The organism is Planctomycetota bacterium, from assembly GCA_039182125.1.
Taxonomy (GTDB): domain Bacteria; phylum Planctomycetota; class Phycisphaerae; order Tepidisphaerales; family Tepidisphaeraceae; genus JBCDCH01.
In genome coordinates this window covers 1-14089 of sequence record JBCDCH010000052.1, presented here as the reverse complement: position 1 = coordinate 14089, position 14089 = coordinate 1, and the positions used below count along the sequence as shown (strand labels likewise).

The window sequence follows — 14089 nt, the reverse complement described above, 5'->3', positions numbered from 1 at the left end:
AGTTTAGCCGAGCATCGGTTTGAGCACGTCGTAACACTTTTGAGCGACTCGGGTGGCGTCGTTTTCGAACGGGTAGAGCTCGGCGGTGACCCAGCCGGTGTAGCCGACCTCCGCGAGGGCGGCGAAGATGGCCGGGAAGTCCAACGCACCGTCGCCGGGTGCGAGGTGTTGATGCACGCGGGTCGCGGCGATGTCTTCGAGGTGGACGTGAGCGATTTCCGCCGGCAACGCGCGGATCGTCTCGGCCGGGTCTTCGCCCACGCAAAACAGGTGACCCAGGTCGCAGTTCATGCGCACGAGGTTCTCGTTGGGGAAGAACCGCTTTTTGAATCGCGTGTACTCCGCCGCCGATTCGATGAGCAGCCCGGGTTCCGGTTCGATGGCGAGCGTCACGCCCCGACGCGCGGCGGTGGGGAGCACTTCGTGCAAGCCGTCGGCGAAGCGTGTCAACGCCGCATCACGTGACAGGCCGGTCCCGATTGTCGGTCCGCCGGGCTGGAGCGAGACCGTTTTACACTTACAAAAATGGGCCAGTTCGATGCAGCGGAGGGTGTGTTTGATGCGCGTGTCGCGGTCGGCCGGGTCGTTGCTGATCCAGGTCGGGTGGTAAGTGTCGCCCGCCCAGAAGCCGGTGAAGCCGTTGATGTTCGAGACCTTGAGATCCATGTCCTCCGCCGCCCGCGCGACTCGTTTCAACTCGGCATCGGACATCCGGGCCGGGGCGAAGTGCGGCATGTCGGCCATCAGCTCAACGCCGGCGTAGCCAATCTCGGCGATGTCCGAAAGGGCGCCGGCGAGGTTGGTCTGCTTGAACGCATTGGTGCTGAACGCGAGTCGGTCGAGCGGAATCGTGGCCGGTGGATTCGCCAGGGTCGGCATGGAGCGAGGGTAGGTCGGCCGGGTTCACCATTCGAAGACGGCCGTCGGTCGATCGGGTCCGTTGCGGTAGATCGAAGGCGCGTCGTGTGGATCGCGTGTCTCGAAAAGGTCGTCGATCTTCAGCCGACCCGCCTGGATGAGCGCGAGAACCTGTGCGACATCATTCGGCCCGGAGTCCCTGGGAAAGTGAATCGACGCCTCGGCGCCGAAGACATCTTTGTATGGCAAGGCTATGTCCGTGGGATAGCTGCCTTGCACAACGTATCGCGGCGGTGTCGGTGGCGACTGGCCCCATGGCTCACCGCGGAGCAGGGAGATCGCTTTTCGCATGACATCCGGGGCGCCGGTCGCGTCGACGATGGCGTTGTACTCGCCAGCGGCGGGAATGCCGACGTATGCGTCGAGCCCGGCGGCGGATGCTGCTTCAACACGGTCGGGCGACAGATCGACCGCGGTTACATCATGGCCCTGTGCGTGCAGAATGCGGGCCGAGCACTGGCCGATCACGCCCAGGCCGATGACGAGGACGCGCTGCCCAGGCCGGTCGATGGCGAACGTGCCGTGAAAGGCAATCGCCGCGAGCACCGCGAAACTTGCTTGAGCGTCGGTCACGCCGTCAGGTACGGGGATCAGTTTCGCCGGGTCGACATCGTGCTCGCTCTGGTGCGCACCCCAACAGCGGTTGAACGGCCCGGTGGTTTGCGAGCCGCGTGAGACGAACCGTTTCCCATCCGCCTCGACACACGCGGCGTAACCGGGGATGAGCGGGAAGGCGGGCATGCCCGGTTCCACTCCGTTGAACACTCGCCGCTCGGTGCCGGGGCTCAGGCAGCTCGCGCGGGTCTTGAGCCGGACCATGCCGCTCGGCAGGGGCGGGGCGTCGTAGGTCGCGAACTCGACCGTGTCGGCCGCCGTGATCACCAGCGCGTCGGGCATGGCGTTAGTTGAACACATGCGATGCCCGTGGCAAACTCCGGCGGTGCCCGACGATTCGCCTGATCACTCAATGACCTACGCCGGCAGCGGCGTCGATTACGACAAGCTGGACGCGTTCAAGGTTGCTTGCCAGCGGGCGGCGGCGACGACGGTTTCGCTACTCGGCAAGCACGGCGTCAAGGAAGCTGACGGCACGCGTGGCGAATCCGCGTACCTTCTCGAAACACCGACCGGCTATCTCGCCCACGTCGAGGAGGGCCTCGGGACGAAAAATCTTGTCGCCGACGCGGTGGATGATCCGCAGGCCTACTTCAACGTCGGCATCGACACCGTCGCGACGATCGTCAACGACCTGATCACCGTCGGCGCATTGCCGATCAGCATCGCGATGCACGCGGCGGTGGGAGATTCCAACTGGTTCAACGACGAACCCCGGGCCAAGGCGTTGGCGGACGGGTTTGCCGAGGGCTGTCGGCGTAGCGGCGCGGTGTGGGGCGGCGGGGAGACGCCGGCGTTGGCCGGGATCGTCGAGCCGAACGCGATCGTGTTGGCCGGCAGTGCGGTCGGGCAGATGGACAAGGCACACCGCGTCGCCGGCGACATCCGGGCCGGTGACCGGATCGTTTTCCTCGCATCGACCGGCGTACAGACCAACGGCCTCACGCTCTGCCGACAACTCGCCGATCGTCTTCCAGATGGCTATGCCAGCACGCTCGGCGACGGGCGCACCTACGGCGAGGGATTGCTCGCACCCAGCGCGATCTATGCCGACTTCGTTGGCAAGCTACGAGAGGCCGACGTGACGCCGAAGTATCTCGTGCATGTCACCGGCCACGGCTGGCGCAAGCTGATGCGGCTTGATGCACCGTTCACATACCGCATCGACACGCCCGGCGAGCCTGGGGCTTTGTTCGAGTTTCTCATGGACAACGGCCCGATCAGCGCCGAGGAAGCCTGGGCGACCTTCAATATGGGCGTCGGCTTCGCGGCGTACGTCCGGCCTGACGAGGTCGAGCAGACGGTCGCCGCCGCCGAGGCGTGTGGACACCGCGCCTGGGATGCGGGCGAGGTTTGCGATGGCGAGAAGGCGGTCGAAGTTCCGAGCCTGGGCCTGCGTTACGCGGCAGAGTCGCTCAATCTCCGGTAGCCGGGGAGCTTTCGTCACATGTTAACGTGAGTATGCTCCCCCGATGGACTCCCCGCGCGTCGCCGTCTTCCCAGGACAGTTCGACCCAATCACCAACGGCCACCTCGACGTGATCGAACGCGGTGTCAAGCTCTTCGACCAGTTGGTTGTGGGTATTGGCGTCAACCCGGGCAAGAGTGAGTTGTTTAGCCTCGATGAGCGGGCGGCGATGGTGCGGGAGCTGCTGGCCGGCGAGCCGAAGGTTCGGGTCGAAACCTACACCGGCCTGACTGCCGACTTCGTCCGCAAGCACAATGCCGTCGCGATCCTCCGTGGCATCCGGGACGTTTCCGATTTGCGTTATGAGTTCCAACTCGCCTTGGCCAACCGGGCGGTGGGGGCCGTCGAGACGGTGTTCATCATGACCGGCGAGCAATATGCGCTCACCAGCAGCTCGCTGATCCGCCAAATATGCACCCTCGGCGGCGACGTGACAGCGCTCAGCAAGCAGATCCCCGCTTCGGTGGTCAGGGCGTTGGAGGACAAGCAGCGGGCCGGTGCGTTCGAGGTGTCGCATCCCGACGGGCACCGATAACGCTGGACATGCCTAATCCTTCAGCGCAGGCGACAGCCCGAATCGGTAATATTTTGTGAATGTGTCGGCTAACTTTCGGGTTGGAGACGTGTCTTTTGGGTGCGAAATCGGCGATTCTTGATGTACTGCCACCAGATCGTGCAACACGAAATCGCCATGCCTGTGAAACGATCATCTACCGCTTGACAAGGACGTTGAGTTCAGTAATCTCGCATCCGTCAGGCCCGTAGAGGACCATTGGCCTGTCCCGTGACGACAGTTGCGGACCAGAACAATCCGAGCAGGCCCGGTGATCGCAACGGTTGCCAATACGGGGCAGGCTCGATTAACCGAACGTTTGAAAAGCCTTGGTGACGTTCGCCTCGGCATTTAACGAAGGAAGCCGGATACCCAACACCGTGGATCGTTGAGCGATGCGTCAATCGAGTGGCCATAGCCGCTTTGAAACCTGTCCTCATTTGATACCTCATCCAATGCGACGCTTATGTCGACGTGAGATGGTGGCACGGGCCGGCACAGAAGAAAGGGCTTCACATGAAGCTTATCCGCAAGAAGCAGCAGGGCTTTACGCTCGTCGAGCTGCTCGTCGTTATCGGCATCATCGCGCTGCTGATTTCTATTCTCCTGCCGTCGCTCAACCGTGCTCGCGAGACCGCGAACCGCGTGAAGTGCGCCAGCAACCTGCGTCAGATCGGTCTGGCCATGATCCTTTACGCTAACGAAGAGCGTAATGGTGCTTTCCCGCGTTCGAACTACGACAGTGCTACCGCGGACACCGTGAGAGCTGGTACGCCTGAGGGTGAAGCCGCGTTCGTTGATGGCGGTGCCAACCCGTACGATGACACGCTCCCCGAAGTGACTCTGGACAACGACGTGACCGCCGCCTTGTTCATGGTGCTCCGCACCCAGGACATCACCAGCGAAGTCTTCGTTTGCCCGAGCAGCAACCAAGAGCGTTGGGACTTCTCGTTTGGCGCCACCGTTCCCGGTGCCGGCTCGAAGTCCAACGAGGCCACCGAGTGGTCCAACTGGCCGTCGACCACGGTTCAGAACAACCTCTCGTACTCGTACCAGAACCCCTACCCGAGCACCGCTGCGGTTTCGCGTGGGTTCAAGTTCAACAACTCGATGACCGCTGATTTCGCGATCGCTTCTGACAAGAACCCTGGCGGTGGCACCGTCGATGACGACGTCCTTGGCGTTACTGTCGACAGCTCGACCCAGGAAATGAAGGCTGCGAACTCCAACAACCACGGCGAAGACGGCCAAAACGTTCTCTACGCTGACGGTCACGTCACCTTCGAGAACACCCCGTTCGTCGGCATCCGCCGGGACAACATCTTCACGGCCGGTACGGCTGATCCGGTCGATGGTGATCCCTCGAACCGTGCGGCGGCTGTCGTCGGTGGTCCGTCGTACGACAAGTTCGACACCATCTTGCTCCCGACCGATGATGACACTGGTGGTGTGATCGCGGCTACTCCGGGTGGTGGCACCCCCTAGGCTGATGGGTTGATCTCAACTCATTTCTCAGTAACGCGGCTGGGCATCTCACGGTGCCCAGCCGTTTTTTCATGCTTTAGATGACCTCCACTATCATCCACCCACAGTGCCGAGACATTTCACCACCATCCACGATCTGTCTAACGATGAGATCGAGGCCGTTTTCCGGCGGGCCGACCGTTACCTCGAAGCGCTCGGTACATCCACTAACGGCCATCGTTTGACCGGCCGAGTTGCTGACGCCGATGGGCGGATTCTCGCCACTATCTTCTTTGAGCCCAGTACCCGGACTCGTCTGAGCTTCGAGAGTGCGATGACACGTCTCGGTGGTAGTTGTGTTTCCAGTGCCGATGCCGCAAGCAGTTCCGCGAGCAAGGGGGAGTCCATTGCCGACACGGTCCGTGTCATTGAAAGCTACGCCGATGTACTGGTGATTCGCAGTCCATGGGAAGGAGCCGCCCGCGTTGCTGCGGACTTTGCCGGTGTGCCGGTCATCAACGCGGGCGACGGGGGTCACGAACACCCGACCCAAACTCTCTGCGATCTCTACACGCTTCGCCGCGAACACAAAACCCTTGCCAACGCCAGCGTCCTGCTTTGCGGCGACCTCAAACACGGACGCACCATCCACTCGCTCATCTACGCCCTCGCCCGCTTTGGTGCGACGATCATCCCGCTCGCGGCCGACGGTCTTGGCTTACCCCAACACGTTCGCCGACGATTGCGCGAAGAGTTCGACGTGCATGGCGTTCCTGTGGATTCCGATGGCGATGTTCCGGTCGATGTCGTTTACCAGCAACCCGACCGCGACCATCAACTCTCGCTCGTTCCCGACGTCGGGGACGCCGCCAAGCCCGCGTTGAAGAACTACCTGGAGCAGGTCGACGTTTGCTATGTCACTCGTAGTCAGAAAGAGCGGCAAGACGGAGATACCGGTGGTAGATACCCGCGCATCGACAAAGAGTTCCTTGGCCGTGATGCCTTCCGAGACAGCCGCATCATGCACCCGTTGCCGCGTGTGACCGAGCTGGGCTACGACCTCGACGCCGACGCTAGGGCGGTGTACTTCAAGCAAGCTGCCTATGGCGTCCCGGTTCGCATGGCGTTGCTCGCCGCGCTTCTCGATGAAGGCTTCGGCAATGCCCGGCCCCATGCCGACGCCAGCGTTGACCCGGGCCGTTATGCCTGCACCAATAACCGCTGCGTTACGAATGCCGATTCCGAGCGTGGCCACATCCGGCAACGCTTCGACCTCGCCGGCCGCGATTTCCCGCTGCTCCGCTGTGGCTATTGTGAGCACGAGCTTCGTCCCGCCATCGTTGCCCTCCGCGGCAGCCAATCCATCGACGCCAACCTTGAAAATTGGCGTGATGCCGATCGCTCGGACCTGATCTTCTTCGAGAGCCTCGAAGACGCCGCCCGTGCCGGCTACCGTGCCGTAGGAACTTAAGATACCAAATCCCCATCGGCCCCGTAGCTCAACGGTCAGAGCACGCGACTCATAATCGCTCGGTTCCCGGTTCGAATCCGGGCGGGGCTACTTCTTACCCGTAACTGTCTGCCCGGAGGCTTGGCTTCCGAAGCCGCCGATGTCGCTGCTACGCAGGTGAAGGTCACGTTGCGGGAAGGGGATCTCGATGCCCTCGGATCGCAGGGCGGCATCGATGGCAATGTGGAGTTCGTGCAACGTCGGCAAACGCTTGGACAAATCGCTGACGAACGCGCGGACCTCGAAATCGAGCGAACTATCGCCGAAGCCGATGAACAGCACGCTCGGTGCCGGTTCGTCAAGCACGGCTGGCACGCCCGTGACGGCGCCGCTGATCGCCGCGTGAGCCTTGGCGACGTCGCTGCCATATGCGACACCCACGGGGATCAACAGACGCGTGACAGGGCTGCTCAGTGTCCAGTTGATGACTTGATCGGTGATGAAGTTCTTGTTCGGTACGAGGACTTCCTTGTTGTCCCAGTCGGTGATGGTGGTCGCCCGGATCTGCAGTCGGCTCACGGTGCCGCTGACGTCGCCCACGGTCACGACGTCTCCGACACGGACCGGTCGCTCGAAGAGGATGATCAGGCCGCTGACGAAGTTCGCGACGATCTCCTGCAATCCGAAACCGAGTCCCACGCCCAGGGCCGCGACGACCCACTGTGCCTTGGACCAGTCGATGCCGATGAAGTTCGAGGCGATCACGACACCAACGGCGATCACGGCATAGCGCGTGAGCGTGGTGGCCGCGTAGCGTGCGCCGGCATCGAGGGGAAACCGCTGGAGCACCATCAACTCGATCACGGCCGGCAGATTGCGAGCCGCGATGACGGTGAGCACAACAGCGACAACGCCCAGCGCCAGCGACCAGAGTGTGACCGCTTCGACAATCGTCTCGCCTTGCTCATCGATCGTGGGATCGATGACGTTGAACGACCCAAGCTCACGCAACGCCGGCAGCAAATCCCCCCAGACCGCCCACAGGATCGCAAGCACGCCGACGGTCACCGCCGTGCGCAGCAGCGAGATCGTCTGCCCGCTGGCCGTTTCAACATCGATGGTCTTCGTGTCAAGTTCCGGTACGGCTTCGCCCGACGCGGCGGTCTCGGCTTCACCTTTGCGGGCGACGGCTTCTCGTTGCTCGGCGAGTCGTTGCCGTGCCTGTTGGAGTGCAAGACGCCGCCGTGTGACGAGAAGCCATCGCGTCAGCATGCTGTAAACGACGATGCCGAACAGGACAATGACGCCGGTTTGAAAGAACCGGTTTTGAACCTGTGTTGCGGTGTAGTAGTACCCCAGCGCCGCAGCGAGCGTCAGCACGCACGGCAGCAGGACAATGAGCATATACCAGAGCCGGCGTAGCCGCCAAGCCCAGCCGTCTCGGCTCATCAGTTCCGAGAAGACGCCACTGCTGGGCCGAAACACCCGTGCTATGAACACCACCAGCGCGAGCGTTCCGATCATGAATCCCAACCGCCCCAAGCCTTGCTGGAGGATTTGTTGACCTCCGGTGTCGCACATGCGGACGACGAACGCGGCCGGCACTTCGATGACGATCAGCCAGCCGAGATTGTTCAATAGGTTCCGCCGGGCACTGGAATTCCAGCCGAAGTGTGCATCAGCGAGCCCGCCGGGTCGGCACATACCGCGGAAAAAGTCGAAGACCAGCATGACCGCGCCGGCCGCGAGCAAGCCCTGACCGACCGCGCTCGCAAATCGACTCGCCGATTGCGTGACAAGCAACCCACCCACCCCCATGAGTAAGAGCGGCACGGCGATCGATAGGAGCAGCGTCAGCATAAACACGCGCAGCGTGATGAAAAAGCTGTCGGTACTGAGTCGGCCGACGTTCTCGTTCAGCTGCCGCAGGCGGGTCTTCATCTTGAAGCGCGAGAGCATCAGGACGCCGCCGAAGATCAAGATGGACACCGAGACCAGTGGCTGTTGCAGAACTCGTCGGGTCAGCGTCTGGCCGGTGTCGATCCAGCCCTGCGGATCGGTGATCCATCGAAGCCCGACGCCCACCTGCCGAAGCCAGTCAGGCCCGACCGCCGGTGCGCTGCCGATCCAGAGCAACCGGCTATCTAGCAGGGCCACCAGTTCGCTCGCGTCATTCGCAAGCTCTGTCTCGGCGGCTAGCGTCCGTTCGAGGGCGTCAAGGTACGCCTCCTGTGTCACGAGCTCGTCGCCGATGCGTAGTACTTCGCCCGGGTCGTCGGAGAGTCGTTGACGTTCGAGCAGGCGGACAAGGTCGAGCTTGACGTTGGCGAGTTGTCGGTTGCGTTCGGAAACGCGGCGGCGGACGTCGTCGGGGTCGGGGGCGCGTAGCCGGGCTTCTCGCAGTAGTTCACCAACCTCGTCACCGGACAGCCCGATTTCCAGCACCTCGCGCACGGCATCGCGGCTGGCAAGCACTTGCCGGCGTCGCTCACGGGCCACCTTCTCGGCAAGTTCGGCCGCGATGGTTTGCTGAACCGCTTCGGGCGTTGCAGTGACTTCCTCGACCGGCTCGGCTTCGGCGAGCAACTCGTCGATCTCCGACACCACCGGCGGAGCGGTCGTCCCCGTCGCATTCGTGCAACAGGCAACACAAATCAGGACAACCCACCATTGGCTCACCCGCACCGGGGACGAAACACGCGGAATCCGGAAACGGTGCATCGCCTGATCTTGACAACAGTCCACCGCCGATGCCAGCGGTGAAGTGACTAGGCACCGGTGGGCGATCCGGCTTAGCAGACTTCCGAGAGGACCGACTCGTTCACGTCGATCGGGACTTGCGTCGCGATGCCGATGGCGATGGCATCGGAGGGTCGGCTGTCGATGCTGATCTCTTCGCCGTCCGCGCGGCGGATGTGGATCCGGGCGAAGAAGGTGTGTTGCTGGAGGTCGGTGATCTCGACGCGGGTGACTTCGCCACCGAGCTTGTCGATGACGTCGGCGAGTAGCTCGTGGGTCATGGGCCGCGCCGGAACGTCGCCCTTGAGTCGTCGGCTGATCGCGACGGCTTCGCCCGTGCCGATGACGATGGGGAACGTGCGTTCGCCGTCGATCTCACGGAGGACGATCACCTGCTGGTCGGCCAGCTCGGAGATGATGATCTTGTTGAGCTCCATGCGGACGGGCATGGACGCTAGCTTGCGCTGCGAGAGCGTTTGGGGCAAGCGGCGTTCTGCGGGCGGCGGTTGGGTCGTCGACACGGCCGGGCTAGCATGCCTGCCGCGAGTCAACCGATGAGTCAGCCGATCCCGCCCACACCTGCCCGCCCGGCACCGTTGAACGATCTGCCGAGTTATCCCGGCCACCCGTCGATGCCCGACCAGGTCGAGATTCGCAAGGTGTCGGTCATCATCCCGGTCTACAACGAGGAGGTGACGGTTCAGCACTTGATCAGCCTGGTCGTTAATGCCGAACTGCCGTCGGGACTCACGCGGGAAATCGTCTGTGTCAACGACTGCTCGACCGACGGCACGGCCGCGAAACTCGACGAACTGACCACGCTGCACCCCGGCACGCACTTCGTCATCAAGCACCAGCCGGCCAACCGTGGGAAGGGTGCGGCACTCCGGGAAGGGTTCAAGCATGCGACCGGCGAGGCGATCCTTATTCAGGACGCCGACCTCGAGTACGACCCGGCCGACTACGTCAAACTGCTTCGGCCGATGGTGCAGGGCAAAGCCGACGTCGTCTACGGCAGTCGGTTCATCGGCGAGCCCCATCGCGTCTTGTTCTTCTGGCACACGATGGGCAACAAGTTTCTCACCTGGCTCTCCAACATGTTCACCAACCTGAACCTCACCGATATGGAGGTTTGCTACAAGGTGTTCCGCAAGGAGGTACTCGACCAAATCGATCTTGAATGCGATCGGTTCGGTTTCGAGCCTGAGGTGACCGCAAAGATCGCCCGGCTCAAGCCACGCATCCGAATCTACGAAGTTGGCATCGCTTATTACGGCCGCAGCTACGAAGAGGGCAAGAAGATCACCTGGAAAGACGGCGTGCGGGCGATCGGCGCGATCCTGCGTTACGGGATTTTCCGTTAGCCGGTCGCGTCGGGGTTGCGCGCGTCCAGGCCGCCGAACCGCCGACGCAGCTCCTGCGGCGTTCCGCCGGTCTTGGCTTTGAACAGCGTGCAAAAGTAGCTGGCCGATCCGAAGCCGCTGGCGTCGGCGACTTGGGGCAGAGTCAGATCGGTGTCGAGCAATAGCTGCCGCGCGCGATCGAGCCGGCAACGTTCGAGCTCTTCGCGGATCGAACGGCCGAGCGTCTGTCGGAACCGACGTTCGAGCTGCCGGCGGCTGATCGTCACATGCTCCGCGACGTCGTCGACGCTTACCCGGCGAGTCGCGTCATGTTCGATGAACTGCAACGCCTCGGCGACAGCGTCGTCAGGTACCGCGACGGCATCGGTCGATCGGCGCAGAATGATGCCGCGCGGCGCGATACGAACCGGCTCGTCGCCGACACGTTCGCCGAGCATCTGCCGCTCCAGCAGGGCGGCCGCCTCGAAACCGATGCGTTCCTTGGAGGTGTTGATCGTCGATAGTGCGGGACGTGCGAGCGACTGCATGAGGTCGTCATTGTCGACGCCGAGAACCGCGACGTGGCGGGGGACTTCGCGCCCGAGGCCTCGGAGCAGGTCCAAGGCCGCCAACGCGGCCCGGTCGTTGCAACCCATTAGCCCAACGGGCGGATGTTCCTGGCCCAGCGCTCGCTTCAGCTCGGCGGGTGTTCGGCATAGGGCGGCGAAAGGCAGGCGCTCGACAAACCCGCGATGTCGCAATGCCGCAAAGTGCCGATCGTCCGGGCTGTAGAAGATGGCACGGCGGTAGCCACGTTGTGCAAACAGATCAGCCCCGATTCTGCCGACGGCGACATCGTCGGTGACGACGCTTGGCACCGGCGACGCCTGCATGGCGGAGGAAACATTGACGACCGGGCCGCGCACACGGCTGATGAGCCGCTGCAAATCGGCTACCCCAGCTTGGATGATCAACCCGTCATACTTTCGTCGAGCGAGCGGCAAGTCGGTCGCGTTCACGTCTTGCGTGCGGCACTCCCAGCCACGCGCCGTCGCGAACGAGGCGATGCCCCGGATCACGCCGCGCGAATAGCCGCCGACGTTATTGACCAGTACGCCGATACGTGGCGGAGTGTCGCTCATGTCGCAAAATCTAAATGCTTCTGCGCACGATTCAATGGCGGGTGTCGATGAGTGGGCTAAGTTACGGGCATGAGAATCCTCATGGCTGGTGCGTCGGGCTTTCTGGGCTCGCATTTGTCCGACTTGCTCCTCGGGCAGGGTCACGAAGTCGTCGGTGTCGACAACTACATCACGGGGCGCAAGGAGAACGTCGCTCATCTCGACGGAAACCCCAAGTGGACGCACATCGAGCATGACCTGATCCAGCCGCTCAAGCTCGACGGCCCGGTCGATCGCATCTATCACATGGCATCGCCAGCCTCGCCGAAGGGCTACTACGACAACCAGGTCGCGACCATGAAGGTCAATAGCGAGGGCACGTGGAATCTGCTCGAACTCGCGTTGGAGAAGGGCGCCCGTGTGCTCATGGCCAGCACGAGTGAGTGCTACGGCGACCCGCAGGTGAACCCCCAGCCCGAGAGCTACTGGGGCAACGTCAACCCGATCGGCCTGCGGAGCATGTACGACGAGGCCAAGCGGTTCGCCGAGGCATGCATGATGGCCTACCACCGGGAACGAAACGCCGACACGCGGATCATCCGCATCTTCAACACCTACGGCCCCCGCATGGACCCGACCGACGGGCGTGTCGTGATCAACTTCATTAAGCAAGCGCTGCACGACGAGCCGCTCACGGTTTACGGCGACGGCAAGCAGACCCGTTCGCTCTGTTACGTGAGTGATCTGGTGGACGGGATCAACCGGGTGATGGAGTGTGACTTCGTCGAGCCGGTCAACCTCGGCAACCCGAGCGAACTGACGGTTTTGCAGATCGCCGAGGAAGTGCTCAACCTGATCCCGCACAGCAGGAGCAAAATCGAGCATTTGCCGCTGCCGGGGGTGTACAAGGACGACCCGAAAGTGCGTCGCCCCGACATCGGTCGTGCCAGAGAACTGCTGGGTTGGGAGCCGAAGGTCGAGCGCCGCGAAGGACTGGGCAAGATGATCGAGTTTTACAGGGAACGGCTCTGAGCCGGGGATACAAGTCTTTCACCGTTTCAGTCGTTCCAGAATATGCGCTTGCCTTGTGCGGCAATACGGCTTATCCTTTCAGTGACCGCTGAAAGGAAAACCATGCCCACCGACACACCTCTTCGTAAGCATCGCACCGTCGCCGACCAACTCTGCGAGGTCCAGGATCAGTTCATCCGCCGATGGGGCGAGATGGGCGCGACTTGGGGGATCAACCGGACGCAGGCGGAGATTTTCGCGTTTCTGTTCGTCACGGGTCAGCCGCAATGCACCGACGACGTGATGGATCGTCTGAACATTTCTCGCGGCAACGCGAGCATGTCGCTGCGGGCCCTTTGCGACTGGGGCATCATCCGTCGTTTTCACCGGCGCGGCGAACGGCGGGACTATTTCGAAGCACTCGAGGACGTCTGGGAAGTGATGAGCATCATTACCGCCGAGCGGAAAAAACGCGAGATGGACCCGGTGCTCGACACGATCCGAGAGTGTCGCGAGGCGCTCGAGGCTGGTGCGGTCGGCGCGGCGGCGGCGAAGGAAGACAAGGTCGCGACCAGCCGACGCCGGCTTGGTGACATGGAAGACTTCATGGCCGCGACCAACGAGATCTTCGAAGTCTTCGTCGCCGGTGCCAAGAGCGGCTTGCGGAAGATGGCCACGCAGTTGCTCGGCGCAATCAACGGCAACGGGAAGAAAAAGGCCAAGAAAACGGTTGCCGCTACCTGACCGCCGCGACGCCGGCACGGAAAATGGACAGGCCCGGCGCTTCGGCGTCGGGCTTGTCATTGCGCCTTGTCCACGCCGGGTGCTGGGCCGCGGTGACGTAGCGTTCAGGGTGGGGCATCAGTCCGAACACCAAGCCGGTCGCGTCGGTCAGGCCCGCGATGTTGCCGGCCGAGCCGTTGGGGTTTTCGTCCGTGTAGGTCAGTGCGACGTGACCATCGGTGCGTAGTTGTTCGAGTGTCGCATCATCGGTGACCGCCACACGGCCTTCTCCATGAGCGATTGGAACCTCGAGCGGTTCTGTGAGGTTCTTGGTCCAGACGCAGTGATCGGTCTGCCGCTCGAGCGTGACCCAGCGATCTTGAAATCTCGGCAGCGCATTATCCGCCAACGCGACTTTCCCGGAAAGTGCACCGCCGGGGAGCAGGGCGGTTTGCAGAAGGACCTGGAAGCCGTTGCAAACGCCAATGATCGGTTTGCTGGCCGAGACGAAGTCACGCAGGGGATCGGCAAGTTGGCGATTGCACTGGTCCGCAAGGATCCGGCCTGCCGCGATGTCATCGCCGTAGCTGAACCCGCCCGGGATCGCGAGGATTTGAAAGCGTTCGAGCTCCTTCGGCGATTCCAACAAACGGCGGATATGCACGCGTTTGGCCGACGCGCCCG

13 protein-coding genes and 1 tRNA gene are annotated in these 14089 nt (G+C 62.7%); 8 read left to right on the top strand and 6 right to left on the bottom strand.

Annotation, left to right across the window (positions count from 1 at the left end; all coding sequences use genetic code 11):
- Positions 1 to 3 precede the first annotated feature (3 nt).
- Both AAGD32_13250 and AAGD32_13245 read right to left on the bottom strand, forming a co-directional pair.
- Positions 4 to 879 (bottom strand): sugar phosphate isomerase/epimerase, encoded by an 876-nt coding sequence (locus AAGD32_13250; GenBank protein ID MEM8875209.1) that lies wholly within the window; start codon positions 877 to 879, stop codon positions 4 to 6.
- 24 nt (positions 880 to 903) lie between these two features.
- On the bottom strand, positions 904 to 1815 hold the full coding sequence (locus tag AAGD32_13245) for an NAD-binding protein (protein MEM8875208.1): 912 nt from the start codon (positions 1813 to 1815) through the stop codon (positions 904 to 906).
- 43 nt (positions 1816 to 1858) lie between these two features.
- Between AAGD32_13245 and AAGD32_13240 the strand changes: the two genes are divergently transcribed.
- From AAGD32_13240 to AAGD32_13220, 5 genes are all read left to right on the top strand, one after another.
- A complete protein-coding gene (locus tag AAGD32_13240) occupies positions 1859 to 2962 on the top strand; it encodes an AIR synthase related protein (GenBank protein ID MEM8875207.1) in 1104 nt (367 codons plus the stop codon).
- Positions 2963 to 3005: 43 nt separating this feature from the next.
- Entirely contained in the window at positions 3006 to 3536 is a 531-nt protein-coding gene (gene coaD / locus AAGD32_13235) for a pantetheine-phosphate adenylyltransferase (protein ID MEM8875206.1), read from the top strand.
- A gap of 534 nt (positions 3537 to 4070) precedes the next feature.
- Positions 4071 to 5039 carry a DUF1559 domain-containing protein gene (locus AAGD32_13230; protein MEM8875205.1) on the top strand — a complete coding sequence of 323 codons (969 nt, stop codon included), beginning with the start codon at positions 4071 to 4073 and terminating at the stop codon, positions 5037 to 5039.
- A gap of 106 nt (positions 5040 to 5145) precedes the next feature.
- A complete protein-coding gene (locus AAGD32_13225; GenBank protein ID MEM8875204.1) occupies positions 5146 to 6489 on the top strand; it encodes a hypothetical protein in 1344 nt (447 codons plus the stop codon).
- A 17-nt stretch (positions 6490 to 6506) separates the two neighbouring features.
- Positions 6507 to 6579, top strand: a tRNA-Ile gene (locus AAGD32_13220).
- Here AAGD32_13220 and AAGD32_13215 read toward each other — a convergent pair.
- Both AAGD32_13215 and AAGD32_13210 read right to left on the bottom strand, forming a co-directional pair.
- The gene (locus AAGD32_13215; protein ID MEM8875203.1) at positions 6577 to 9072 is read right to left on the bottom strand and encodes a mechanosensitive ion channel domain-containing protein; all 2496 of its coding nucleotides are present in this window, start codon (positions 9070 to 9072) and stop codon (positions 6577 to 6579) included. The genes AAGD32_13220 and AAGD32_13215 overlap by 3 nt on opposite strands.
- 188 nt (positions 9073 to 9260) lie before the next feature.
- Entirely contained in the window at positions 9261 to 9656 is a 396-nt protein-coding gene (locus tag AAGD32_13210; GenBank protein MEM8875202.1) for a bifunctional nuclease family protein, read from the bottom strand.
- Between the two features lie 105 nt (positions 9657 to 9761).
- Here AAGD32_13210 and AAGD32_13205 point away from each other — a divergent pair, with 105 nt between their 5' ends.
- Positions 9762 to 10571 carry a glycosyltransferase family 2 protein gene (locus AAGD32_13205; protein MEM8875201.1) on the top strand — a complete coding sequence of 270 codons (810 nt, stop codon included), beginning with the start codon at positions 9762 to 9764 and terminating at the stop codon, positions 10569 to 10571.
- On the opposite strand, the gene AAGD32_13200 is transcribed toward AAGD32_13205, so the two are convergent.
- A complete protein-coding gene (locus AAGD32_13200) occupies positions 10568 to 11692 on the bottom strand; it encodes a substrate-binding domain-containing protein (GenBank protein MEM8875200.1) in 1125 nt (374 codons plus the stop codon). The two genes, AAGD32_13205 and AAGD32_13200, sit on opposite strands and share 4 nt — an antisense overlap.
- A gap of 69 nt (positions 11693 to 11761) precedes the next feature.
- On the opposite strand from AAGD32_13200, the gene AAGD32_13195 reads away from it, so the two are divergent.
- A complete protein-coding gene (locus AAGD32_13195; GenBank protein ID MEM8875199.1) occupies positions 11762 to 12703 on the top strand; it encodes a UDP-glucuronic acid decarboxylase family protein in 942 nt (313 codons plus the stop codon).
- A 102-nt stretch (positions 12704 to 12805) separates the two neighbouring features.
- Positions 12806 to 13426 carry a transcriptional regulator gene (locus AAGD32_13190; protein MEM8875198.1) on the top strand — a complete coding sequence of 207 codons (621 nt, stop codon included), beginning with the start codon at positions 12806 to 12808 and terminating at the stop codon, positions 13424 to 13426.
- On the opposite strand, the gene AAGD32_13185 is transcribed toward AAGD32_13190, so the two are convergent.
- Positions 13419 to 14089, bottom strand: a 671-nt coding sequence (locus AAGD32_13185; protein ID MEM8875197.1) for a phosphoribosylformylglycinamidine synthase subunit PurQ, incomplete at its 5' end; no start/stop codon positions are given. The two genes, AAGD32_13190 and AAGD32_13185, sit on opposite strands and share 8 nt — an antisense overlap.